Below are 23,610 nucleotides of genomic sequence, written 5' to 3' on the forward strand. Positions count from 1 at the left end.
CCAGGGGATCATTTTATGCTCTTTTGTTCCCCTGCATTGACAAAAACAGTGTTGCCGATATTGTCATAACCTTCAAAGACTTTTGCGCCCTGATGTTTTAAAATATCATCATTAAATCCAATGATGGTCAGGTCGGCATCGATCGATTTTTCATTGATGATGGCGCGGGTTTCTTTTTCCTCATTGCGCAATATTATTTCAATATTTTTAGGAGAAATTGGTAATTGTCCTGTTTCAATTAGCGTAAAAAGCCGGTTGCGTTCCTCTTCCGCTGTATCCTCATGAACTATGGCAAAAATCTTTATGTGCCCTTTTCTCCACTCTCTGTGCCCGAGAATGATGTAGGCAAGCAAAATCATTAAGTTGGCATTTTTAAAATCCCTGGAAGTAATCCATATGTGAATACTTTGCTTCAATCCGAAAGAGCGTTCGCTGGTACCAAGAATGACCACATCAAAATCGACGGATCGTACGAGTTTGAAGTTATCTACAATATTTATTAAATTGTCAGGATTATGCTTTGAGAATTCGAGCATCAGCAGGTTATTATCCGTTCCTGAAATTCCGGGCAGTTGAATGACCTGCGCTATGGCGGAAGTATAGGAAGGACTGATCAGGGTATCGATGTAAATGTTACTGCCACTTGATTCAGCCATTTGGATAAGCCTGGTTTTAGCTTTATCGGCTTCAGATTTTGTGGCCTTCGAAAGATACCCGTCAATTTTATGAATATAGGTACCAAAACCGTATTTCTGAGACAACCATCGTAAAAAATCAAATGCGGCAAGGCGATCAAAAGAGTGTTCTGAAATACATACAATGGATGGTCTCCAGCTCGCAGACTGTTCTTTTTCCGTTTTTTGCATAAATACGCTCAACTGTCGGCTTATCTGAAAAATAACCCCCTGGAAAATAACGGCAAGGTTCTTCTTATCAGGATTAAAATAACTCACTCCAATATAAATGAGCACCATAAAAACGACGGCTAAAAAAGCATACCCGGGATTCATGAAAAACATTAATCCAAAACTGGCCAATGCTCCGAACAGCGAGAGGTACCAGCGTGATTTAAAGGTAGGCCTGTAAGAAGGATCCGCCGCAAAATGCTGCAAAAAGGAGATTAAACACAGAGAGCCATAAGTCACCATGAAAAACATGGATATGATGCCCGCTACGGCATTCAGTCCGCCCATTAAGACAAATACAAAGGCAATAGATACGGTAATTAGAGTAGCGTTAAAGGGGTCATCCCCCTTTCCTTTTCCTTTGGACAACCACAGGTTCAATTTTTTGGACGGCATCAAATGGTCGCGGGCAATAGCCTGGAGCGTTCTCGGAGCCACCATTATGGAGCCAAGTGCAGAAGATATGGTAGCGGCAGCCAGCCCCACAGGAATGAGCCACCAGCCTTGCCAGGCGATCTTTGCCATGACAAGTTCATCTGTATTGGCCAGGTCAATGGGGCTGGCACTTATGGTGAGCTTATAGGCAATGAAAAAATAAATAACCATCCCGGTAAGCGTTCCGGCAAGTGTACCAATCGGTATTGATTTGCCTGGATTTTGTAGATCTCCGGAAAGCCCCACACCGGCCGTCATCCCGGTAAACGCAGGAAAAATGATGGCAAAAACAATAAAGAAACTATCCGATTTTTTTCCAAGGTCAGCAATATTTCTTAATGGATCAAAAGCATTATTCATCGCAAAATCAGTTTGCCCGGCAAAAAATGCCACCAGGGCTATAAACAGTATAGCCACGACGATATAAAGGGTTTTTACCCCCAAATCTGCTCCTTTCGTCAAAACGATCGCCGTTAAAAGGAATAGCGCCGGGATACTCACCGTTTGATTTAGGGAAAGCAGGTATCTTAGGGTTGAATTCAATTCATAATTTGCGAGAAGATATTCGAAAAATGATGAAAAAGCTTCAGAAAAGGCAATGATATAAAAGGCTACGCTAATGGCCTGTGAAAAATATAAGGCAATTCCTATTGATGAGCCGATGGCCAGCCCAAACGAACGGGAAATGATAAAGTACTCTCCTCCTCCTTCAACCTTTTGGTTCGTGGCAATCTCAGCAATTGCCATCGCTGTTGGGATGGTTACGGCATGCCCGACCAAAATAATGACCATCGTGCCGATAAAGCCGACGTTTCCCACCGCATACCCAAAACGTAAAAACATTACGGCCCCGAGAATGGTGGAAATAGCGGTAAAAAAAACAGGCGCTGTTCCGAATTTTCGCTGTAGGGACAAATTAGTACTCATATTGACATTTTTGGATTTGACAAGCCAATTAATTACGTATTTAGGACAAAAGATAAGATTCAAGCAAATGTAAACCCTGCCTGCAGACGCAGCAAAGCAGGTTTGAAATTACTTATTTTTAGCAATTTAGAAGATTAAGAATGTCAATTTGTTTTTTATCGTTCCTTAAGGAACAAATTTGCGAACCATTCTACCGAAAAGAAGGAGGCAGCTAAGGATCATCTCAATGGAATGCATAAAATCAATTGAGTATAAAATGAGCATCGCCACAAACCATTCTGAGGTTGTGGCGATGCCTTTTTCTGTTGATATTGAAAATAGCAGAAATAAACCCAGCGCTTCATTTTTTTTCCCTCACACTAAAAACATGTCCGGGGTAAGAGGAGACTGAATTTTTCTGAATTATTTCCGACGATGAGTATTGCTCCCCCCACGGCTACCGCCTTTTGACTTATAAGCATTGCCGGTTCTGCCGCCTGTACGTCCGGAATTGGTGCGCGCGCCTTGCCGACTCCCTCCCGTACGACCGCCTGATGATGGTCTTTTGTTTCCTGTAGTCATATAACTGGACAGGTTGTCGATAGATACATCACTCGGGATACGGAGTTTTCCATCAGAAAGCGACTCCAGGTCAGCCTTGATCACTTCATCACTGACATACAGATCTTTATTCCAGGTGCGGTAAGCCAGTTTCATATAAGAACCGATTACCGCGACAAACCCGTCTCTGACAGGCCCTTCTTCCATGGCAACCGCTTTTTCGATCAATTGTTGTACGTTCAGCCCATAATGACGGAACTTTGCTACGGAATTTGAATAAGGTACTCTTTCAGGATATTTACGTTCATCTCTTTTAGTAGGTCTCTCCCCTATCGGAGGATTCACCTCAATTTCATACTTGGCAATCCTGAAGAAATGTTTCCACAACTTTTCTTCGTAATCTTCAAGATTTTTACTTTGAGGGTTCATTTGCATCATCAAACGAGTCAACCTTTCGGCAAACACCTGCCTTTCTTCAGGGTCCTCGATCGTTTTGGCATAGTTGATCAAATTCTGAACGTGTCTTCCGTATTCCGGAATAATGAGATTCTCTTTGCTGGAATTATAATCCAAATCTATCTCTTTCATCTGCAAAATATTATCTTTTTTTAAGCGCCAGCAGGAACCCTTCCTTCTAACGCTGATTTTTTAATTGGTTATTCTACCGTTACCGACTTAGCTAAATTTCTCGGTTGATCCACGTTGCATCCTCTCATTACCGCAATATGGTAAGAAAGCAATTGCATGGGGATCACCGACAATAACGGCGTTAACGGTTCTAAAGTATCAGGAATTTCAATGGTATGATCTGCGATCTTACTAATGGTTTTATCTCCTTCTGTAACAATAGCTACTACAAAGCCTTTTCTTGCTTTTACTTCCTGAATATTGGTCACAACTTTTTCGTAAGCGCTCTTATTGGTAGCGATTACAAAAACGGGCATTTGCTCATCAATCAGCGCAATCGGACCATGTTTCATTTCAGCAGCCGGGTATCCTTCAGCGTGAATATACGATATTTCTTTCAATTTCAATGCTCCTTCGAGCGCCACAGGAAAATTATACCCGCGACCAAGGTAAAGCGCATTCTGCCTGTTCTTGATTTCCGAGGCAATATACTGGATATGCGCATCACTTTTTTTCAATACTTTTTCAACTTTCCCCGGGATGGCTTTCAATTCATTGAGCAACTCATTAAAATAAGTTTCTTCAATGGTCCCACGCTTTTTAGCGATGACCAGCGCCATTAAAGTCAACAAGGTCACTTGTCCTGTAAAAGCTTTTGTCGAAGCCACTCCGATTTCCGGACCAGCGTGGATATACGAGCCGGCATCGGTGATTCTTGCAATGGAAGACCCCACTGCATTTACGATGCCCAGGGTAAGGGCTCCCTTTTCTTTGGCCAGTTCCAGGGCGGCAAGCGTATCTGCTGTTTCTCCGGATTGGGAAATGGCGATCACCACGTCCTTATCGGTAATAATGGGATTACGATAACGCAACTCGGAAGCATATTCCACTTCAACAGGCATTCGGGCCAGTTCTTCAAAGAGGTATTCCCCGATCAACCCCGAGTGCCAGGATGTGCCGCAAGCCGCAATGATGATACGATGGGCATTGGCCAGGCGGTCGATACAATCTTCTATTCCTCCCAATTTGATCCAGCCTTCTTCAGCATTCACCCTTCCTCGCATACAATCGGCAATGGTATTAGGTTGTTCGTGGATCTCCTTAAGCATAAAATGATCATATCCCCCCTTCTCCAGTGCTTCGATCTTCATATCCAGCTCATGAATAAAAGGACTTTGCACTTCGTTATCCACGATGGTCTTGATTTCTAGCTCCTGGTTTCTGGTGATCACGGCGATTTCTTCCTCTTTCAGGTAGATTACCCTGTTGGTATATTCTACTAGGGGCGTAGCATCTGAAGCAACAAAATAGTCTTTATTTTTTCCAATACCGATCACCAGGGGACTACTTTTCTTGGCGGCCACCAGCTTGTCAGGATCTTTTTTATCCATCACGACGATGGCATAAGCTCCCACAACACGTTTCAGGGCCAGCCGAACCGCTTCTTCAAGATCGAGATTACCTCGTTCCTGGAATGCTTCGATCAGATGAACCAGAACTTCAGTATCGGTTTGAGATACAAATTTATGACCTTCCTTTTCCAGTGCTGCTTTCAGAGAAGCATAATTTTCAATAATTCCGTTGTGCACCAAAACCAAGTTGCCGTTCCCGGAGGAATGAGGATGGGCGTTGACATCATTGGGCTCTCCATGGGTAGCCCAGCGAGTATGCCCTATACCTATGTTACCTTTTGTGGATTTGTCTGCAGTAAAATGCTCGAGCTCACTAACCTTGCCTTGCTTTTTGTAAACATTAAGCTCGCCGTTCAATAAGGCCACTCCCGCACTGTCATATCCACGATACTCGAGTCGTTTCAGTCCCTTAATTAAGACCGGATAAGCCTCCAAATCTCCAAGGTAAGCAACAATTCCACACATGATAAAAAGCATTTTTCGCAGGTGGGCCTGAGGTAGCCTCACCTTTTGTTCACTCAAAAATAAACCTAAATATACATAGGCAACGTATGAAACCTTAAAAAGATTTTACTGCTTGGTAAAATGCAGGTTTATTTTTATCGGATATTGTTCATGTGATCCTCCGTAAATAGCTACCTGTCCAAGATTTAAAGCCCTGCGATAAGTAGTCAGATAAATTACCGGAGGTTCAACCCCGTCAATCATATCCTGCATATGGCTGGAGATATTGATTTTATAACTATCGGGATGCCCATCGGTTCCCTTGACAATGGTGCCGCCGTAGGAAGCATCGAGATCTGAGGCAAATGAAACGTCAGAAATAACGCCCAGGTTACCATCATCATCCAAAGTTGAAACAATAATGCGCTCCACCGGAGCATAAACATCGTAATTAAAACCAGGCAATTCAGCAATAGTGAGCTCCAGTTCAGCTTTATTGACAATGAGTCCCTTATTATCTGTTACAAAAGGCAGTTCAAGCTTGGTGTACAGTCCTTCCATTCCTTGCATAAAAACAAGGGAATCCCTGTCCGGATTATTAATATAATCTCCTACAGGAGAAGCGAAGTGATCATTTTTAAGAGTAGCGGCGCGCATTCGATAAGAATTGAACGGAAACCTGTACTGGGCAGGATCTCCCCCTCCAACCGGAGAATAATACAAATACAAACCTGCTACGGCATCACTTCCTGAAACTAGAAGATCCAGGGCCAGAAGGCCGTCATTTTCAGAAATAGGCTCTATCGAAAATCCGGGAAAAAAATCCACAAAAGAACTGTCACTTACGTAAACGAGAGAATCCGCATCCAGGAATTTTTGTCCAAACTGGTTGGGCAGTTTTAGTCTTATGTGAGGAAAAGAAACAGTATCCCTGACCCCAGCGGAATAATCATCTACGCTGATGGTGTCAAAACGGGGAAAGATTTCAAAGATGGTTTCTCCCGGCAAACCCACCCCATCGGGAACCGTCTGAAAAATGGCATTGGAAAATTGTTCATCAATCGGATCGAACGCATCAGCCAATTGAGAAACTCTCACCACAAAGGGGTGATCATAAGAAACATTCCCGTAGAAATAATTTGAATCAAGCCCCATGACCAAAACGGCAGAATCAAGGACCATACCATCGAATTCAGGCCTAAGTACGGTTACCCCGGAGGCGGTCCGTATCATGCCGACCTGACCGTAAAACGAGGCGGTGGACCTGCCAAAAAAAGGATCTTTGTAATCGCCCAGCAAATAGCCATCCAGATAGGTCAAATACTGGTGCGTCCTCACGGAATCCCCTTTAATAGTAGTAGAAACAATCGTAATGGTATCGGTAAATCCTACGTCAATTAGATCCTGATCCAGTAATTCTGAACCGATTTCCGTGGGATCGATGCATGAAGGCATAAAGAGTACCACCAAAGAGATTGAAAACAAAGCAGCAATGTATAGTTTCATTGATAACCAATTATTTATACCTCCCAAATTATTTTTGAAGGTATCAGCACGTCAATAAATGGTAATGACAGATGCATCATTACAAAACCAGTTTAAAAAAAATATGGAATTTTTCACTTCTCCGGATCAACCTTCTACTTCTTCTTCGGTGAGGAGTTTCTTATAAAATTCAATATAATCAGCCAGGTAGTCCTCTCCTGCTTCCAGCACCGGCACCCCGCTGTTTGCGGCAAATTCTTTAACCATTTCCGCCATTTTTTCATCGGCGATGATTACGCCATCCGAACATTCTACGGCCCCTTTGGTTAAAACGACCTTTACCCCTTTTTGAAAAGCCATTAAATCTTCTTCCGCCAGGTTGTTGATGGAGGCCTTTTCATAAAAACTTTCATCGAAGGCCTGGGAATATTTATCCTCATAGGCAGAATAAACAACCTTTGACTGTTGGAAAAGTGGTTCTGTTTTATAGGCTTCTTTGATAAAAAGAGGGATCAGACTCGTCATCCAGCCATGGCAATGAATAATGTCAGGGGGCCAGCCAAATTTTTTAACCGTTTCAATGACTCCCTTGCAAAAGAAAATCATCCTGTCCATATTATCTTCAAAAGGCTTGCCTTCTTCATCTTCGAACATGGCCTTTCTTTTGAAAAAATCCTCATTATCCAGGAAGTAAACCTGAATCCTTGCTTCGGGCAGAGAAGCGACTTTAATTATTAACGGGTAATCATCATCATCCACAATAATATTCATTCCCGACAATCTTACCACTTCATGAAGGCGGTGTCTTCTTTCATTAATAACACCGAATCGTGGCATCAATAAACGAATTTCCATTCCTTTTTCGTGCGCATATTGGGGTAGTTTTCTAGCAATTTCACTTACCTCGGAGAGGGCAGTATATGGATGCATCTCCTGGGTAACAATCAACACTTTCTTTTTACTCATTTCAAATTGTTATTTTTTGCGATAACATGATTTCTCCTCTCATTTAAAGAGATTTATCGCATTAATACCTCATTCTTAAGAGAATAAGGGCACAAAATTAGCAAAAAATGGTGACTTTTTCATATTTCTTTCTTCCTTAATTGGCTGATGCCAAAAATAACTATCTTTGCCCAAATTTTTGCTGCCCCAAATAACCATGGCAAAATCACATTCATTGCAATATGTTTATTTTCAAAAAAACAGCAGACCTTAAGGCCTTTTTAAAGAAGAATAATGCTTCAATCCACCCTATTGGATTTGTGCCAACCATGGGCGCCTTGCACGAAGGGCATTTGTCTTTAATTCGTATGTCAAAATCAAGCAATAGCCTTAGCATTTGCAGTATTTTCATCAATCCAACCCAGTTCAACCAGGCTGCCGACCTGCAGCGATACCCGAGAACTCCAAGTAATGACATAGCCCTGTTGGCAAAGGTTGGTTGTGACGTGCTTTTTTTGCCGGAGGTAAGTGAAATATACCCTCCTGGACTTGACACCACCGTGAAGATTGATTTGAACGGACTCGATAACATCATGGAAGGCGAATTTCGCCCAGGACATTTTGCCGGAGTACTGCAGGTGGTCAAACGTTTACTCGACATTATCGAACCCAACAACCTCTATCTCGGACAAAAAGATTTTCAACAGTTTTCCATCATACAACATATGATCAGGGAGCTTTCACTGCCCGTCAACCTGGTGATCGCTCCTATTATCAGAGAGCCAAACGGCCTGGCTAAAAGTTCCCGGAATGAACGCCTCAGCCCAAAACAAAAGGAACAGGCAAGCGTTATTTATGAGGCCTTGCTGGAATCAAAAGCTCAGATGGATTCCCATGATATTCCGGGGATAAAAATGAAGGCACTCCGAAATTTGAGTATCCCCGGTTTTAAGCCTGAATATTTTGAAATTGTGGACGGATCAACCCTCCTGCCTGTAAAACATAAGGATGATGCCGACTGGATCGTTGCCTGCACAGCCGTTTGGGCAGGAGAGGTGAGATTGATTGATAACATTGTCCTGAAGGAAAAATAAACGGGAGAGCAACAATATCTTCTACATCCTGTTTTCACGACAGGTTCCCGATAAAGGGTGTCTGAAAAGTGATCATGAGGATTAAACATTGTACCAGGGTTCGAAAAGCTATGAATTAAAAAAATAACAGATAATTTGAAAAAGAGCCTGATCAACATTTTAAAATTTTCCCTTTTCCTGGGAATCGGACTGGTGATCCTGTACCTGGTCTATAAACATCAGAATACAGCCTACCTGGCAGAGTGTGGTCTGCGTGGCATTCCGGAATCAGAATGCAGCCTGATAGACAAAGTCATTCAGGATTTCAAAGGGGCCAATTACTTCTGGATATTACTGGTTTTGGTGGCGTTCACCCTCAGCAATATCAGCAGAGCAATACGATGGAATATGCTCATGAGGCCGCTTGGATATCAACCCAGGCTCATCAATTCATTCCTCGCGGTCGTGATCGGGTATTTTGCTAACTTGGGTTTCCCCAGGATGGGCGAGATCATCAGGCCTGCTACCATTTCACGTTATGAAAAAATCCCCCTGGAAAGCGCCATCGGTACCATTGTCACCGACAGAATACTGGATGTGATCAGCATTTTGATTCTGACGGCAGCCGTATTGTTCATCGAATTTGACAATATATGGTCCTTTCTACTGGAAAATGGCTCTTTCGGAGAAAAACTGGACACCTTACAGCGCGTCGGTTTTTACTTTTTTGTCTGTGTGCTTCTGGCACTCACCGCCTTCTGGATTTTCAGGAAAACGCTCATGAATAATCCGCTTTTCACAAAACTAAAAGAAATTGGCCTTGGATTCTGGAACGGTATCTTGAGCATCAGGAAGGTGAAACGGATCGGGTTGTTCATTTTTCACAGCATCAATATATGGTTCATGTATTTCATGATGACCTGGCTGTGTTTTTTCGCTTTTGCCCCCACAGCTCATCTGCCCATGGTGGCCGCCCTCATCGTTTTTGTTTTCGGCGGATGGGGAGTCGTCATCCCTTCCCCCGGAGGGATGGGTACTTACCATTTTATGGTGATCGCCGCCCTGAGCATTTATGGAATCAGCGGTGATGATGCCTTTTCCTGGGCCAATATTGCTTTCTTTTCCATTCAACTGGGCGTGAATATTTTTATCGGCATGCTGGCTCTTATTTTGCTGCCGATTATTAATAAAGAACATAAAGCAATAAGGACGGAAGGGACATAAGGACGAAAGGCGTCTATTTTCCAACGGTTAAAACACTTATTTATGCTGGAAGAAATCAGGTCAAAAATAAAAACCAGGGAAGAGATCAGCCAACAGGTTGCAGAATGGAAGGCTGCGGGACAAAAGATCGTATTCACCAACGGTTGTTTTGACATCCTTCACTATGGTCATGTACACTACCTGGCACAGGCCCGGTCCCTTGGCGACAAACTGGTCATCGGGCTCAACAGCAATGCCTCTGTAAAAAGGCTTAAAGGACAAAACCGGCCGATCAATGACGATGATACCAGGATGTATTTGCTGGCCTCCCTGCAATTTGTTGACGCGGTGGTCGTTTTTGAAGAGGACACTCCCCTCGAACTGCTGAAGGCCGTAACCCCTGACATACTCGTCAAGGGCGGAGATTATTCCCTCGAAACCATTGTAGGAGCCGACATCGTTCTCGGCAGAGGAGGAGAAGTCAAAAGCCTGGCTTTTGTAGACGGATATTCTACAACCGCCATTGAACAGAGACTTAAAAAAGGGTAAAACCTTATAGGACAGAAGCAGCAAAAAGAATCATAAATAAATAACACATGCGCATTAGAGAATTGACGGGTTTTCTGGAAAGCATTGCCCCTTTAAATTACCAGGAAAATTACGACAATGCCGGCCTCATCTGTGGCAATTGGGATACTGAGATCCAGGGCGTTTTGATAGCGCTGGATTCCACTGAAGCCATTGTAGAAGAGGCTATTGCAAAAAAATGTAACCTCATTGTTGCCCATCATCCCATTGTTTTCAGGGGACTGAAACGGTTCAACGGAAGCAATTACGTAGAAAGAACCGTAATAAAGGCTATCAAAAACGATATTGCCATTTATGCCATCCATACCAACCTGGATAACGTGTTCATCAAAGGGGTCAACGAAAAAATTGCAGAGAAGATCGGCTTGACCGGCACCAGCATCCTCGCCCCCAAACCAGGGGTGGTCAACCCGGAACAAACCATAGGCGCCGGTATAGTAGGAACCTTACGGAATCCTATGGAAGAAACTTATTTTTTGGAATTTTTAAAAAAAACAATGCAAACCGGCTGCGTCAGATATACAGCCCTACTGAATAAACCGGTAAGCAGAATCGCCGTATGTGGCGGATCAGGAAGCTTTTTACTGGCTGCGGCCATTGAAGAAAAAGCAGACGTTTTTATTACCGGGGATTTCAAATACCACGAGTTTTTCGATGCGGAAAACAAGATAATTATTGCCGATATCGGGCATTTTGAAAGCGAACAGTTTACAATTGAGCTTTTGTATGAACTAATATCAGGGAAATTTAGTAATTTTGCACTCCATTGTACGGAGGTAGTTACCAATCCGGTCAAATATCTGTAGAATCTGATAATAATATTGTAAAAATAATGGCAGAATTAACTATAGCTGAAAAGCTAAAACAACTTTATGAACTGCAACTTGTTGACTCCGAAGTAGACAAAATCCAAGTGCTGAAAGGAGAACTTCCGATGGAGGTTAGTGATCTGGAGGACGAGATAACAGGACTTGAAACCCGTGTCAACAGATTGAAAGCTCAGGAGGCCGAACTTCAGGACCAGGCCTCAAAACATCGTACAAACATCAAAGAAGCAGAGGCTTTAATTGAAAAGTACGCTCAGCAGATGGATAACGTAAAAAACAACCGTGAGTTTGAAGCGTTAACCAAAGAGCTGGAACTTCAGAAACTTGAGATTCAGCTTTCTGAAAAGAAAATCCGGCAGACCATGGTGGAGATCGAAAATAAAACCAAAACGCTTGACGCAACCGTGGAGCGTAAAGAAAAGAAAGAACAGGATCTCAATACCAAAAAAGTAGAACTTGAAGAAATTATTGAAAAAACGGTTTCTGACGAGGACAAGCTCCAGCGCAAATCTGAGCGATTGAAGAAAAAGATCGAGGAATGGCTGCTGAAAGCTTATGACAAGATCCGTTCTTCTTACAGAAACGGTCTTGCGGTAGTGCAGGTAGAACGTGATTCCTGTGGAGGTTGTTTCAATAAGATACCTCCTCAGCTCCAGTTGGAACTGGCACAGCGTACCAAAATCATCGTTTGTGAACATTGCGGCCGCATCCTGGTGGATGATTATATCCTGGAAGTAGGCAAGAAGAAAAAAGAAACCGAAGAAGTTGAAGAAGTAGAAGAAGATTAATATTCTACAAAATAATAACCTAAAAAAAGCTCCGTTACATACGGGGCTTTTTTTTTGAGCGTTTATTTTTACATCCGAATCTCCGGAAACCGGTTTTGATTTCAACGACTATGAGAACAGGCTACATTTTCTTTTTCTTTTTCTTCATTACCTCAAAGGCTGTGGCCCAGGGGCATTTTACCTTTTCTCCCGAGATCGGCAAAATCTATGAAAAAACTTTAAGCCTAAGACTCACCGAAGCCAGGAACCTCCTCGGCCAGGTCAGGGAAAATGACCCCAAAAACCTCATGGTCTGGCTCGTCGAGGATTACATTGATTTTTTTACCGTTTTCATTCGAGAAGATGAAAAAGAATTTAAGGTTTTACTCGCCAACAAAGACCGCCGCATCCGTGAGATTCGTGGTGGCGACAAAAATTCCCCCTATCTCCTGTACGCCGAAGCCGATATTCGGTTGCACTGGGCACTGCTGCACCTTCGGTTTGAAGAGTATTTCACGGCTTTCACAGAAGTCAACAAGGCTTTCAAATTGCTGAATAAGAACCGGGAGCAATTTCCTGATTTCATGCCCAACCTCAAAGATCTCGGCATCCTGCACGCTGCCGTAGGCACCATTCCTGACAACTACAAATGGGGCGTGGAATGGCTGACAAGTCTGGAAGGCGATATCGGACAGGGACAGCGGGAGATTGAGCAATTGCTGGCTTATGCCAAAAACAATCCCTTCCCTTTCGAGGCCGAAACGACGGTGCTTTACGCATTTTTGCTGCTCCATCTGGGCAATGAAAAAGACAAAGCCTGGGAAGTGATCAATACCCATGTCCTGGAACCTCATGTCAATCCATTGCATTGTTTTGTGATGGCCAACCTGGCGATGCGCACCGGTCATAACGATGAAGCCATTAAACTGCTTGAAAACCGCCCGCAAAGCAGGACTTTCCTTCCGATGCCCTACCTGGAATTTATGCTGGGCCTGGCCAAACTCCGACGCCTGGATCACGATACAGGTAAGCATTTCCAAGCCTACCTCAATACTTTTAAAGGCAGGCATTTCATCAAGGAAGCCTGGCAGAAACTCGCCTGGTCTGCCCTGCTTGACGGAAACACTGAGGGGTATAAATCTTATTTGCAAAACTGCCTCACAAAAGGTATTGCCTCCTCGGGAAGCGATAAAAATGCCCTGAAGGAAGCCCAATCAGGCCAACTTCCGGACCTCCGCTTGTTCAAGGCGCGCCTGCTCTTTGATGGAGGGTATTACAATAAGGCCTATGATTTGCTGAAAAATCAAAAAACGGAAGACTTCCCTGATAAATATTCCCAACTCGAGTACACCTACCGGCTGGGGCGTATTCTCCAGGGACTCGAAAGAAATACAGAGGCCATTCATTATTATAACATGACCATCAACTCGGGCAGAAATGAATCCTGGTTTTTCGCCTGTAATGCCGCCCTGCAAACGGGCATCATTTACGAAACCACCCACAAAAAACAGGAAGCCATCCGTGCCTACCAGTTATGCCTTTCCATTTCTCCGGACGAATATGAAACCGGGTTACATCAGCAGGCGAAGGCAGGGTTGGGAAGGCTTAAAGGTTAGGTGAATCCCCCATGGCTATTTGGCGCTCTTACATAAATTTCAATCTCTACCGTTCACTCTTTTGTGTCACGGTGATGGAACGAAGCGACTTACCCTAAAATTATTCCTCCGTCATTTTCATTTTCTCTGCATTGTCGGCAACCTGGAGCGATTCGATGATTTCACCGATCTGGCCGGCAACGATCTGATCCAGGTTGTACAAAGTCAGGTTGATGCGGTGGTCGGTGACCCTGTTTTGAGGATAATTGTAGGTGCGGACTTTCCCGGAACGGTCTCCTGTTCCCACCAAAGACCTTCGCTTGGCCGCCGTTTCTGATTCGTGCGCCTCTTTTTGCTGGTCATATATTTTGATATAAAGGCGTTGCAGGGCGATCTCCCTGTTTTTGATCTGGGAGCGACCATCCTGGCTTTCAGAAACGATCCCCGTGGGAAGGTGGGTAAAACGGACGCCGGACTCTGTTTTGTTTACGTGCTGTCCTCCTGCGCCACTTGAACGGAAAGTATCCACCTTCAGGTCTGTCTTTTTGATATTGACGTCTTCCATTTCCAGTTTCGGGAATACGGCTACGGTGGCGGCGGAGGTGTGTACACGGCCCTGGGATTCCGTTTTAGGTACCCGCTGAACGCGATGTGCCCCGGATTCGTATTTTAGTTTTCCATAAACATCCTCGCCTGAAATTTCAAGCGCAATCTTATTGTACCCCCCGACAGTTCCCTCGTTGATATTGATGATCTCTACCTTCCAGCCCTGATCCTCGAAATACTTGGAATACATCTTATAAAGGTCCCCGGCAAAAATACTCGCCTCGTCGCCCCCTGTGCCTGAGCGAATCTCAAAGATCACATCTTTGGAATCTTCGGGATCTTTGGGGATGAGCAAAATTTTCAACTTTTCTTCCCATTCTTCTTTCAAGGGCAGCAATTCTTCCAGCTCCGAGCTGGCCATTTCCCTCATTTCGGGGTCGCTTTCTTTAAGCATTTCCCTGGAGGTTGCTATGTTGCCCATAACTTCCTGATATTGGTAGGCCGCATCCACGATTTCCTTGAGGTCCTTATATTCCTTACTGATTTTTTTGTATTGGCTCATATCACTGAGTACATCAGGGTCGGCCATTTTTTCCTCCAGGTAATTAAATTTCTCTATGATTGATTCTAATTGATCGAGCATGATTTTAAATTAAAGTGTGAGCGAAAAATTCAAACGTTCTAAATTTGAATTTAGAAAATCGCAAAGGGCTACCAGGCCCTCTCTTTGAAAGAAAAGATTGGGAAACGCTAACGAAAAGGAATGATGTTTGAAAAAGTATTCATCCTGTTTTTATTTGCAGGTGCAAAAGTAGGGTTTTTGGGAGAACAAATCAAATTTTTATTGGCCGCTGTTTGAGAACCAAATCCGAGCATGTGTTATTTCAACGCAGCTCTTTCTGCCGCAATTTGCTCGTCGGCAATGTATTCATCAAAAGTTTTGAGCCGGTCAATAAAGCCGCCCGGGCTGAGTTCGATAATCCTGTTGGCCACAGTTTGGGTAAAAGTATGGTCATGGGAAGTAAACATGATCGTACCCTGGAAATTGATCAACGAATTATTGAGGGTGGTAATCGTTTCCATGTCCAGGTGGTTGGTCGGTTCATCGAACATGAGCACGTTGGCTTCTGCCAGCATCATTCTTGAAAACATGCAGCGCACCTTTTCTCCTCCTGACAAAACATTCGACTTTTTCAGGGTTTCATCACCTGAAAAAAGCATTTTACCGAGGAATCCGCGGATATACACCTCATCCTTATCTTCTGAGAAGGTACGGAGCCAGTCGATCAGCGTTTCATTGGCATTGAAAAAATGTTCGTTTTCCGTAGGCAGATAAGCCGTCGTAATGGTTTGTCCAAAAGTAAATTCTCCGGAATCCGGCTTCAGTTCCCCATTCAGTATTTTGAAAAGAGCGGTCAAAGCCAAACTGTTTTTTGACAGAAAAGCGATCTTGTCTCCTTTTTCCACATCAAAACTAAGATCCTTGAAATAAACCTCCCCGTTTACGGAACAGGTCAGGTTTTTCACGCTGAGAATCTGCTTGCCGGCATCCCTTTTTTGTGTCCAGACGATTCCCGGGTAACGCCTCGTTGAAGGCCGAATTTCATCGATATTGATCTTTTCCAGCATCTTCTTCCTGGCTGTTGCCTGCTTGGATTTGGAAGCGTTGGCGCTAAACCTGTCGATAAAAGCCTGCAACTCCTTACGCTTGTCCTCTGCTTTTTTATTCTGGACTGATTTTTGTCGCAGGGCCAGCTGGCTGGATTCGTACCAGAAAGTATAATTACCGGTAAATAAAGTAAGTTTTCCGTAATCAATATCAGCTACATGGGTACAAACAGTATCCAGGAAGTGCCTGTCGTGGGAAACGACAATCACGGTATGTTTAAAATCCAGCAAAAAATCTTCGAGCCAGATGATGGTTTCGATGTCGAGGTCGTTGGTAGGCTCATCAAGGATCAGGATATCCGGGTCGCCGAAAAGGGCTTGCGCCAACAGTACCCTAACCCTTTGTTTTCCATCGAGTTCTTTTACCAGTTTGAAATGATCCTCTTCTTTGATCCCAATACCGCTCAGTAAGGCTGCTGCCGCAGGTTCTGCGTTCCAGCCGTCCATCTCCGCGAATTCAGCTTCCAGTTCCGAAGCCTTGATGCCGTCGGCTTCAGAAAAATCGGGCTTGGCGTAAATGGCATCTTTTTCCTGCATGATTTTCCAAAGAGGACCGTGGCCCATCATCACCGTATCCATGACAGTATTATCATTGTAGGCAAAATGATCCTGGCGGAGCACTGCCATTCGCTTTCCTGGTTCAATGCTGACATGCCCTGTGTTGGGGTCGATGTCGCCGGAGAGAATTTTCAGGAAGGTGGATTTACCTGCTCCATTGGCACCGATAACTCCATAGCAATTGCCGTCAGCGAAGGTCACATTCACCTCATCGAATAAGACTCTCTTCCCGTATTGTAAGGATACATTATTTGTGGAAATCATACATCTCTGTTTTTCAAGGCGCGAAATTACAATTAAAAATTTCATTTTAAGCAACAATCCCTATACTTTCGTGATGATTGAAGGGAAAGCAGGACAAGTCAGAAGGGCGAAACGACTGAAGGAGGGTGAATTTCATGAATACTAAACAGCCCATTAATCGTATCACAACATTATAGATTTTTATGGCATTGATTTTAAATATAGAAAGCTCAGGAGAGATTTGTTCTGTTTGTATCAGCCGGGAGGCTGAGGTTCTGTCACTAAAAGAGTCCGTAAAACCTTTTCAGCATACGGAACAGATCACCCTGCTTATTGATGCCTGTTGTAAGGAGGCTGGAATAAAACTGAAAGACCTCGATGCCGTGGCCATCAGCAGTGGCCCCGGATCCTATACTTCGCTTCGGGTAGGAACGGCTACTGCCAAAGGCATTTGTTATGTATTAAACAAACCAATTATCGCTGTTGATACGTTGGAATCCCTGGCCGGAGCAGCTATTAAACAAATAAAACAGGAAGCCCTCTACGCGCCGATGATCGATGCCAGACGGATGGAGGTTTACTCCAACATATATGACCACCACCTTCAGCCGCTGGAGGAAACAAAAGCGCTCATCGTCACTGAAGACACCTATTCTGAATTTAAGGAAGATGTCCGAAACATTTATTTACTTGGCAGCGGAGCAAAGAAATGCGCGGAGTTGTTGCCGCCGCCCCGTTTCGAATTGATGGAAGTTGATTGTTCGGCTCTTCACCTTGTCCCCATCGCTCATGAAAAGTTCGGGAAAAAGGATTTCGCCGACCTGGCTTATTTTTCGCCCTTTTACCTGAAATCGCCAAATATTACCAAGGCTAAACCGAAGTTATAATCTGGTTGCTGGTTGCTGGTTGCTGGTTTTTCCCGAGTAACGAGTAACGAGCAACGAGTAACCAGCAACAAGCTTATTTCACTAAAGTCACTCTTAGCATATTGGTACGCAACCTTTCTGATATTGGCATACTACCGGTGTTGATCAAAATATCCCCTACTTCAACCCTTCCTTTTTTCTTAAGGATTCCCACCACATCTTCAATAGTCTCGTCAGTGGTAGTGAATTTATCGTAATAAAAAGACCTCACGCCCCAAACGAGATTTAAGGTAGTCAGAATAGGCTCATGAGAAGAAAAGATGTAAATCTTAGCCTTAGGCCGGTAACTGGAAACTTTAAACGCGGTATAACCGGAAATGGTCAATCCCAAAATCGCTTTAGCACCCACTTCGTCAGCGATTCTTCCTGAATTAAAACAAATGCCATCAGAAAGGAAGGTTTCTGACTCAGGGTTCGCCACCGGCCTTTTTATTTCACTACTATGAAAATCTTTTTCTGCCTCGGTAATGATCCTGTTCATGGCTTTCACCACCAGGACCGGGTGTATGCCCACTGAAGTCTCTCCACTTAGCATCACGGCATCTGCACCATCCAGAACGGCATTGGCCACATCGGTCACCTCGGCACGGGTAGGGCTTGGGTTAGTGATCATACTATCCATCATCTGCGTGGCTACGATAACGGGGCGTGCACGACGGATACATTTCTGGATGATCATTTTTTGCAACCCGGGCAAACGCTCAATAGGTACTTCGATGCCCAGATCACCGCGTGCAATCATGATTCCGTCGGACGCATCGATGATCCTGTCAATTTTTGCGATCGCTTCAGGTTTTTCGATCTTTGCAATAATTTTGGCAGCGTGATTTTGGGCTTCAATTTTTTTCTTGAGATTCTTAAGGTCTCTTGACGAACGCACAAAAGACAAAGCAATCCAGTTGACCGGTTGGGTGAGAATAAAATCCAGATCCCTTTTATCTTTCGCCGTAAGAGAAGGCAGAGAGATCTTTGTGTTAGGAAGGTTTACGCCTTTATTAGACTTTAATACTCCCCCAAAGAGCACTTTTAATTGTACTTTATTTTTTTTATTGGTCTTGACCACTTCAAACTCAAGTTTACCATCATCTACCAGCACTTTCTCTCCGACGGTAACGTCTTTGGCAAATTGCTTGTAGCTCATGTAAATTTTTTCCTTGGTGCCAATGCACTTTTCCGAAACGAAAGTCAGGATATCACCGGGTTTAATCTCCAGCCCGGGTCCTTCCATTTCTCCAACCCTGAGTTTAGGTCCCTGGAGATCTGCCAGGATTCCGACGTGGTAAAGAAACTCCTTATTGATTTTAACAATCCTATCGATTACTTCTTTATGATCTTTATGAGTGCCGTGAGAAAAGTTGAGTCTGAAAACATCAACGCCCTCGCGTGCCAGTTCCAAAAGATTATCATAACTGCTTGAAGCCGGGCCAATAGTAGCCACTATTTTAGTATTCTGGTCGTAATTTTTTGTATTACCATTCATGTCAAAAAATATATTATGTCAAGTGGGTTAAAAAACAAAGGTAAGAAAATGATGTAAGTGTCAAAGCTACAATATCACAAATATTCAAATTACTCTGCATAAATTATGGAATCTCCCCCCAAAAAATCGACTACAAAGATCAAAATTATCTTCTGCAAGAATTCAACAAAGTATGGGCCAAAAAATAAAGAAAGTAAAATACTAGAGAAAAACCTTGGTTATAAAAAGAAGTATTTTTTACTTTGCACTTAATTCGTAAACAAAATTAGCGAATATTATGTCTAACATTGCAGAAAGAGTAAGCAAAATCATCATCGACAAATTAGGTGTTGAAGAATCAGAAGTGACCACAGAGGCACATTTCACTAATGACCTCGGCGCAGATTCGCTCGATACGGTTGAGTTGATCATGGAATTCGAAAAAGAATTCGATGTTTCCATTCCTGATGAGCAAGCTGAAAATATTGAAACAGTAGGTCAAGCAGTAGCATTCCTCGAATCAGCACTGAAATCGTAATTCTACATTTTGCATGACTGCTATAAATCCACAGGTCGTAAATCGGCTTGTGGATTTTTGCTTAATCTAAAGCCAATAAAAGTTTGTCCTAACCTAAAAAAGGCTACTTTTACCCAATATTGGTCTTAATTTAAAATTATGAAGCGAGTAGTTGTAACAGGTATTGGTGCCCTTACTCCGATCGGAAACGGAATTAATGCATATCTAAAAGGTTTGCAGGAAGGTATTAGCGGTGCAAACATCATCACACTTTTCGATGCCTCTAATTTTAAAACTCAATTCGCCTGCGAATTAAAAGATTTTAATGTAGGCGATTATATGGATGTGCGCGAAGCGCGCCGTCTGGATCGGTTTACTGTGCTGGCGGTAATCGCTGCTGACGAAGCCATGGAAAATTCCGGACTGGATATAGAAAAAATTGATCCGGACCGGGCAGGCGTGATATGGGGTGCCGGAATAGGTGGGTTGTCAACGTTGGAAAAGGAAGTCGAAGATTATATCACTGGAAACGGCACGCCGAGGTACAATCCCTTTATGATTCCGAAAATGATCCCCGATATTGCGGCAGGTCAAATTTCCATTAAATACGGAATGAGGGGGCCTAACTACGCCACGGTTTCTGCCTGCGCGTCTTCTTCTCACGCCATCGCCGTTGCTGCCGACCAAATCAGGCTCGGGCGCTGCGACATCATGATTACCGGAGGTTCTGAAGCCGTCATTACCAAAGCTGCCGTAGGTGGGTTTAATGGTATGAAAGCCCTTTCCACCAGGAATGATGATTACCTTACTGCTTCCCGCCCGTTTGATGTCGACCGTGAAGGATTTGTGCTGGGAGAAGGTGCAGGAGCCCTGATCATCGAAGAACTGGAACACGCCCAAAAACGTGGGGCCACCATTTACGCCGAAATCGTAGGGTACGGTGCCACCGCCGATGCTTATCATATTACAGCTCCACATCCCGAAGGACTGGGCGCTGCCAATGTCATGAGGCTCGCCCTCGCCGATGCAAAATTAAACCTTGAAGATATAGACTACGTAAATGTGCATGGAACGTCAACTCCGCTGGGAGATATTGCAGAAACCCTCGCAATTCAGAACGTTTTTGGCGATCATGCGTATAAGCTAAATATTAGTTCTACAAAATCCATGACGGGACATCTCCTTGGTGCAGCAGGTGCCATTGAAATTCTGGCAGGGATTTTGGCAATTAATCATAATTTTGTTCCGCCAACTATCAATCACTTTACGGACGACCCGGCCATTGACCCCAGATTAAACCTTACTTTTAATGTGGCTCAGGAACGTGAAATCAAAACCGTATTGAGTAATACTTTCGGTTTTGGCGGACATAATTCATCTGTAATTGTCAAAAAGTTTGAGGATTAACCATTTTCTTTAGCAATTATCGAAAAAAGAAAACTAAGGTTTTCTGGGATTCGCTATATTAACGTTTATTGGGTGATTGGTAAATCATTCCAGAGATACAAATCACCCAATAAGCTGTAATGCAAATGCCACAAAACCATTCTTATTTTCCCTGATTGACAAAGTCTCGAAGTAAAATCCGCCTGCTTTTTGTATTTATAATAGACTGATCAAGGAAGTTGCGCCTGGCTGTGTTATGCGCATACCTGCATGTGAAAAACCGGACTCACTGGATGCTCCGGCTCCCCCCCACAGGCTCGTATCTCAAAACACTATTTCGCTTACTTCTTTCAGCAACCACCTGGTGGTTTGTTGAGCATCAGTATTAAATGCAGTTATTTTGCGGTTTTTATTTAGATTATACAATTACTACCTGGCTCCGGAAAGGCACCTGGCAAGACGTTTGAGATCGCTGATTGGCTATACGCCTTCCAACCTTAATATCTTTGTACTTGCCTTTTCCCACAAGTCTACCCAGTCAGACAAGGCCTATGCCATTCAGAACAATGAACGCCTGGAATACCTTGGCGACGCAGTGCTGGGAACCATCGTGGCAGAATACTTATTTAAAAAGTATCCCCACGGCAATGAAGGATTCCTCACCAAAATGAGGTCCAAAATTGTCAAGCGAAAAGCACTCAATCAAATCGGGGACAATATGGGGCTGGACACTTTACTGGCCGAATACAACAACACCCGCCTGAGTCGGTCCATGTTGGGCAATGCCGTCGAAGCCTTGGTAGGCGCTGTTTACCTGGAATGTGGTTATGACGGTACCAAAAAATTCGTCATCAAAAAGATACTCAAACGTTATATCGACGTTCACGATCTGGAAAATTTTGACGATAATTACAAAAGCCAGTTGCTTGAGTGGTGCCAGAAAAGTGGAAAATCCGTAAGCTACAAACTCGTATCGCGTTATAAGTCGGATAAGCGCGATCGTTTTAAAGTAGCGGTAATGATCAACGGCCAAAAAATTGCCACAGCAGACGATTTCAATAAAAAAAGTGCCGAACAACTGGCCTCGGAAAAAGCCCTCTCCATCCTCGATATCCACCTCGAAAACAACAGTGCCCGAGAAGATTAACGAGTCAACGAGCAACGAGCAACCAGCGTAACCAGAGTAACCAGCAACCAACATGTCTTTCATTTGGTCAACAGAAAATATCAGAGCCCTTGCTCCGGACGGACTCACCTTCGACCAGGCAAGGGGCATATTTTTTGCCAACAAATGGCTTTCCCTTTACGGAAACGAACATTATGTATGGGGAGTTTATCCCGCCGGCCCCAGCTGGCGCTTTGAAACGGCCGTAAAATTAGCAGAACCCAGCTTCCATTGCTCATGCCGAAGCCGGACTAAACCATGCAAGCACAACCTTGCCCTTCTCCTCACTCTTCAACGCAGCAGCGACAGCTTCCTCATTACCAATGACCTGCCCGATTGGGTGGAGGAATGGCAATCCAGGCAGCATCCTGCGCCAAAAGCTTTCCTGACCGCAGAGGAGCTATTGATCAGGGATCAACGCAGGGAAGCGGGAAAGGATCAAAGACTTTCCCAAATGAAAAGCGGGATCCAGGACCTCGAACGTTGGCTTCATAATGTGCTCGAAACAGGGCTTGCTGAAGTCAGGGAGTTCCCTCCCTCCTTTTGGGATGATTTCGCAGCCCGAATGGTCGACGCCAAACTCGGCGGCATCGCCAGGAATATCCGCCTGGTTAAAGAATACCTGCAAAAAGAAGACTGGCCGGATCTGCTGCTCGCCGACCTGGCTGACTTTTTCCTGCTGACCCGCGCCTTCCGCAATATCGATGAGCTGCCACCACTGATTCAGCGGGATCTGCTGAATGTGGCAGGATTTTCCATCAAAAAAACAGATGTCCTTCAAACCCAAGGCACCCTGGATGACTGGCTCGTCATGGGACAATACACGGCTGTGGAAGAAAAACTTACTTTTAGGCACACCTGGCTCAAAGGAATTGACACCGAAAAAGAGGCCCTCATCCTCGATTTCGCCTGGGGCAACCAGGGGTTTGAGCATCATTGGAACACCGGTCAGCTCATCGAAGGGGAACTTTGTTATTATCCTTCTTCTTTTCCCCAGCGAGCCCTGTTCCGCTCATGGCAGGTGATCAATAAATCCATCAGCCTTCCTAAAGGATATACCGGTTTCGAAACTTTTGCGGGCGCTTACGCAAAGGCTATTGCCGAAAACCCCTGGCTTTCCGGATTTCCTGCTTTACTGGAAGATATTCGTCCCGTTATGCATGAAGCGTTATTCCTTCTTGTTGATACCGACCATAAACAAATTCGGGTCAATGAGGAGCTACAGGAAAAAACCATGAAATTACTGGCCTTAAGCTGCGGCTCCCCGATAACTATCTTTGGTGAATGGAACGGTTATCAATTCAGGCCTCTTTCCGCATTTTCAGATGACAAGCTGGTCGATCTGTGAGCCAACACCGCTCTTATAATT

General features: G+C 44.1%; 19 protein-coding genes. 11 read left to right on the forward strand and 8 right to left on the reverse strand.

The window, feature by feature from the left end; translation table 11 throughout:
* Positions 1–8 precede the first annotated feature (8 nt).
* From H6571_10055 to H6571_10075, 5 genes are all read right to left on the reverse strand, one after another.
* Positions 9–2,267 (reverse strand): amino acid permease, encoded by a 2,259-nt coding sequence (locus tag H6571_10055; GenBank protein MCB9324065.1) that lies wholly within the window; start codon positions 2,265–2,267, stop codon positions 9–11.
* Between the two features lie 402 nt (positions 2,268–2,669).
* Positions 2,670–3,395: a DUF4290 domain-containing protein gene (locus tag H6571_10060; GenBank protein MCB9324066.1), complete on the reverse strand. Its 726-nt coding sequence runs from the start codon at positions 3,393–3,395 to the stop codon at positions 2,670–2,672.
* A 68-nt stretch (positions 3,396–3,463) separates the two neighbouring features.
* Positions 3,464–5,311: a glutamine--fructose-6-phosphate transaminase (isomerizing) gene (glmS, locus tag H6571_10065; protein ID MCB9324067.1), complete on the reverse strand. Its 1,848-nt coding sequence runs from the start codon at positions 5,309–5,311 to the stop codon at positions 3,464–3,466.
* 105 nt (positions 5,312–5,416) lie between these two features.
* The gene (locus H6571_10070) at positions 5,417–6,796 is read right to left on the reverse strand and encodes a DUF4270 family protein (protein MCB9324068.1); all 1,380 of its coding nucleotides are present in this window, start codon (positions 6,794–6,796) and stop codon (positions 5,417–5,419) included.
* Between the two features lie 126 nt (positions 6,797–6,922).
* On the reverse strand, positions 6,923–7,741 hold the full coding sequence (locus tag H6571_10075; GenBank protein MCB9324069.1) for a glycogen/starch synthase: 819 nt from the start codon (positions 7,739–7,741) through the stop codon (positions 6,923–6,925).
* Between the two features lie 221 nt (positions 7,742–7,962).
* On the opposite strand from H6571_10075, the gene H6571_10080 reads away from it, so the two are divergent.
* The 6 genes from H6571_10080 to H6571_10105 all read left to right on the forward strand — a co-directional run bounded on the left by H6571_10080 (position 7,963) and on the right by H6571_10105 (position 13,794).
* On the forward strand, positions 7,963–8,814 hold the full coding sequence (locus tag H6571_10080; GenBank protein MCB9324070.1) for a pantoate--beta-alanine ligase: 852 nt from the start codon (positions 7,963–7,965) through the stop codon (positions 8,812–8,814).
* Positions 8,815–8,949: 135 nt separating this feature from the next.
* Entirely contained in the window at positions 8,950–10,017 is a 1,068-nt protein-coding gene (locus H6571_10085) for a flippase-like domain-containing protein (protein ID MCB9324071.1), read from the forward strand.
* 42 nt (positions 10,018–10,059) lie between these two features.
* Entirely contained in the window at positions 10,060–10,545 is a 486-nt protein-coding gene (rfaE2, locus tag H6571_10090; GenBank protein ID MCB9324072.1) for a D-glycero-beta-D-manno-heptose 1-phosphate adenylyltransferase, read from the forward strand.
* Between the two features lie 47 nt (positions 10,546–10,592).
* On the forward strand, positions 10,593–11,390 hold the full coding sequence (locus H6571_10095) for a Nif3-like dinuclear metal center hexameric protein (protein ID MCB9324073.1): 798 nt from the start codon (positions 10,593–10,595) through the stop codon (positions 11,388–11,390).
* Positions 11,391–11,416: 26 nt separating this feature from the next.
* Entirely contained in the window at positions 11,417–12,199 is a 783-nt protein-coding gene (locus H6571_10100) for a hypothetical protein (GenBank protein ID MCB9324074.1), read from the forward strand.
* 110 nt (positions 12,200–12,309) lie between these two features.
* Positions 12,310–13,794, forward strand: a complete 1,485-nt coding sequence (locus H6571_10105) for a hypothetical protein (protein MCB9324075.1) — start codon at positions 12,310–12,312, stop codon at positions 13,792–13,794.
* A 100-nt stretch (positions 13,795–13,894) separates the two neighbouring features.
* Here H6571_10105 and prfA read toward each other — a convergent pair whose 3' ends face one another.
* Together prfA and H6571_10115 are read right to left on the reverse strand one after the other, a co-directional pair.
* Positions 13,895–14,962, reverse strand: a complete 1,068-nt coding sequence (prfA, locus tag H6571_10110) for a peptide chain release factor 1 (GenBank protein MCB9324076.1) — start codon at positions 14,960–14,962, stop codon at positions 13,895–13,897.
* A 236-nt stretch (positions 14,963–15,198) separates the two neighbouring features.
* Complete coding sequence (locus H6571_10115; protein ID MCB9324077.1) at positions 15,199–16,809, reverse strand: ATP-binding cassette domain-containing protein; 1,611 nt, start codon at positions 16,807–16,809, stop codon at positions 15,199–15,201.
* A 182-nt stretch (positions 16,810–16,991) separates the two neighbouring features.
* On the opposite strand from H6571_10115, the gene tsaB reads away from it, so the two are divergent.
* Positions 16,992–17,675 carry a tRNA (adenosine(37)-N6)-threonylcarbamoyltransferase complex dimerization subunit type 1 TsaB gene (tsaB, locus tag H6571_10120; GenBank protein MCB9324078.1) on the forward strand — a complete coding sequence of 228 codons (684 nt, stop codon included), beginning with the start codon at positions 16,992–16,994 and terminating at the stop codon, positions 17,673–17,675.
* Positions 17,676–17,748: 73 nt separating this feature from the next.
* Here the strand turns inward: tsaB and pyk are convergent, their stop codons facing one another.
* Positions 17,749–19,194, reverse strand: a complete 1,446-nt coding sequence (gene pyk / locus H6571_10125) for a pyruvate kinase (protein MCB9324079.1) — start codon at positions 19,192–19,194, stop codon at positions 17,749–17,751.
* A gap of 277 nt (positions 19,195–19,471) precedes the next feature.
* Between pyk and H6571_10130 the strand changes: the two genes are divergently transcribed.
* From H6571_10130 to H6571_10145, 4 genes are all read left to right on the forward strand, one after another.
* On the forward strand, positions 19,472–19,711 hold the full coding sequence (locus H6571_10130; protein ID MCB9324080.1) for an acyl carrier protein: 240 nt from the start codon (positions 19,472–19,474) through the stop codon (positions 19,709–19,711).
* 138 nt (positions 19,712–19,849) lie between these two features.
* A complete protein-coding gene (fabF, locus tag H6571_10135) occupies positions 19,850–21,097 on the forward strand; it encodes a beta-ketoacyl-ACP synthase II (protein MCB9324081.1) in 1,248 nt (415 codons plus the stop codon).
* 442 nt (positions 21,098–21,539) lie between these two features.
* Positions 21,540–22,223 carry a ribonuclease III gene (gene rnc / locus H6571_10140; protein ID MCB9324082.1) on the forward strand — a complete coding sequence of 228 codons (684 nt, stop codon included), beginning with the start codon at positions 21,540–21,542 and terminating at the stop codon, positions 22,221–22,223.
* A gap of 52 nt (positions 22,224–22,275) precedes the next feature.
* A complete protein-coding gene (locus H6571_10145) occupies positions 22,276–23,589 on the forward strand; it encodes a hypothetical protein (GenBank protein ID MCB9324083.1) in 1,314 nt (437 codons plus the stop codon).
* Positions 23,590–23,610: the final 21 nt, after the last annotated feature.

The organism is Lewinellaceae bacterium (genome assembly GCA_020636105.1).
Lineage (GTDB): Bacteria > Bacteroidota > Bacteroidia > Chitinophagales > Saprospiraceae > BCD1.

Excerpts from the sequence above, each read along its gene's own strand:
- H6571_10055 (MCB9324065.1), bottom strand. The coding sequence starts at position 2,267 with ATGAGTACTAATTTGTCCCTACAGCGAAAATTCGGAACAGCGCCTGTT.
- H6571_10060 (MCB9324066.1), bottom strand. The coding sequence starts at position 3,395 with ATGAAAGAGATAGATTTGGATTATAATTCCAGCAAAGAGAATCTCATT.
- glmS (MCB9324067.1), bottom strand. The coding sequence starts at position 5,311 with ATGTGTGGAATTGTTGCTTACCTTGGAGATTTGGAGGCTTATCCGGTC.
- H6571_10070 (MCB9324068.1), bottom strand. The coding sequence starts at position 6,796 with ATGAAACTATACATTGCTGCTTTGTTTTCAATCTCTTTGGTGGTACTC.
- H6571_10075 (MCB9324069.1), bottom strand. The coding sequence starts at position 7,741 with ATGAGTAAAAAGAAAGTGTTGATTGTTACCCAGGAGATGCATCCATAT.
- H6571_10080 (MCB9324070.1), top strand. The coding sequence starts at position 7,963 with ATGTTTATTTTCAAAAAAACAGCAGACCTTAAGGCCTTTTTAAAGAAG.
- rfaE2 (MCB9324072.1), top strand. The coding sequence starts at position 10,060 with ATGCTGGAAGAAATCAGGTCAAAAATAAAAACCAGGGAAGAGATCAGC.
- H6571_10095 (MCB9324073.1), top strand. The coding sequence starts at position 10,593 with ATGCGCATTAGAGAATTGACGGGTTTTCTGGAAAGCATTGCCCCTTTA.
- H6571_10100 (MCB9324074.1), top strand. The coding sequence starts at position 11,417 with ATGGCAGAATTAACTATAGCTGAAAAGCTAAAACAACTTTATGAACTG.
- H6571_10105 (MCB9324075.1), top strand. The coding sequence starts at position 12,310 with ATGAGAACAGGCTACATTTTCTTTTTCTTTTTCTTCATTACCTCAAAG.
- prfA (MCB9324076.1), bottom strand. The coding sequence starts at position 14,962 with ATGCTCGATCAATTAGAATCAATCATAGAGAAATTTAATTACCTGGAG.
- H6571_10115 (MCB9324077.1), bottom strand. The coding sequence starts at position 16,809 with ATGATTTCCACAAATAATGTATCCTTACAATACGGGAAGAGAGTCTTA.
- tsaB (MCB9324078.1), top strand. The coding sequence starts at position 16,992 with ATGGCATTGATTTTAAATATAGAAAGCTCAGGAGAGATTTGTTCTGTT.
- pyk (MCB9324079.1), bottom strand. The coding sequence starts at position 19,194 with ATGAATGGTAATACAAAAAATTACGACCAGAATACTAAAATAGTGGCT.
- H6571_10130 (MCB9324080.1), top strand. The coding sequence starts at position 19,472 with ATGTCTAACATTGCAGAAAGAGTAAGCAAAATCATCATCGACAAATTA.
- fabF (MCB9324081.1), top strand. The coding sequence starts at position 19,850 with ATGAAGCGAGTAGTTGTAACAGGTATTGGTGCCCTTACTCCGATCGGA.
- H6571_10145 (MCB9324083.1), top strand. The coding sequence starts at position 22,276 with ATGTCTTTCATTTGGTCAACAGAAAATATCAGAGCCCTTGCTCCGGAC.